Below are 1,005 nucleotides of genomic sequence, written 5' to 3'. Positions count from 1 at the left end.
CAAGTTCGGGCCTCTGATTGCACGGCGGCTCAAGAAGAGGAGAGTCCCTCCGACAGGCCGTTGGCATCTCGATGAAATGGTCTGCAAGATCGGAGGACGGCGCATGTATCTGTGGCGCGCGGTTGACGACGAAGGCGAGGTTTTAGACGTCATCGTCCAGCGTCGGCGGGACACAGAGGCGGCTTTGAAGCTGATCAAACGTCTTTTACGCAACCAACCTGTCGAGCCGGAAACCATCACAACGGATGGGCTGGCATCGTACGGTGCGGCGCTTGAGCAGTTGGAACTGCGGCATCTTCACCGACCCGGCCGACTGCGAGATAACAACCGTGTCGAGAACTCTCATCTACCGATCCGGCGACGAGAGCGGCAGCATCAGAGGTTCAAATCCCAAGCCTCAGCGCAAAGATTTCTCACCACGCACGCGGCGATCTACAACACCTTTGACGTGACCCCCTGAAACTCCTCCAGGAATAGTTAGAGTCCGCCCTAACGAAGGACGGACAAAATGAAGCGATCTAGGTTTACGGAAGAGCAGATCATCGGGATCCTGCGGGAGCAGGAGGCCGGAGTGACGACGGCGGAGGTGTGTAGACGTCACGGGGTCAGCTCGGCGACCTTTTACAAATGGAAGGCCAAGTTCGGCGGGCTCGACGTGTCGGAGGCTCGGCGACTGAAGACGCTTGAAGACGAGAACGCCCGGCTCAAGCGAATGTTGGCGGACGCGATGCTGGACAACGTGGCCCTGAAGGACCTGCTGGGAAAAAAGTGGTGACGCCCGCCGGTTGGCGCGAGGCGGCTGGTCATTTGCAAGCCGCCTATGAGATGAGCGAAAGGCGGGCATGCCGTGTTCTGGGCGTCGATCGGACGAGCTTGCGCTATCAGGCGACACGCCCGGATGACGACGTCCTACGCGACCGGCTGAGGACCCTCGCGCAGGAGCGTCGCCGGTTCGGCTATCGCCGCCTGCACGTGCTGCTGCGGCGCGAGGGTCATGCGGTCAAC

2 pseudogenes are annotated in these 1,005 nt (G+C 60.7%); both read left to right on the top strand.

Annotated elements, in window-relative coordinates:
• Positions 1-451: pseudogene (locus OB03_RS14435) on the top strand (IS6 family transposase); the annotation flags it as partial.
• 57 nt (positions 452-508) lie between these two features.
• Positions 509-1,005 (top strand): annotated as a pseudogene (locus OB03_RS14430) (transposase); the annotation flags it as partial.

The sequence above is a fragment of the Brevundimonas sp. GN22 genome (assembly GCF_054824005.1).
The sequence above is the reverse complement of the archived record's forward strand: the minus strand, read 5'-3'. Positions and strand labels throughout refer to the sequence as shown.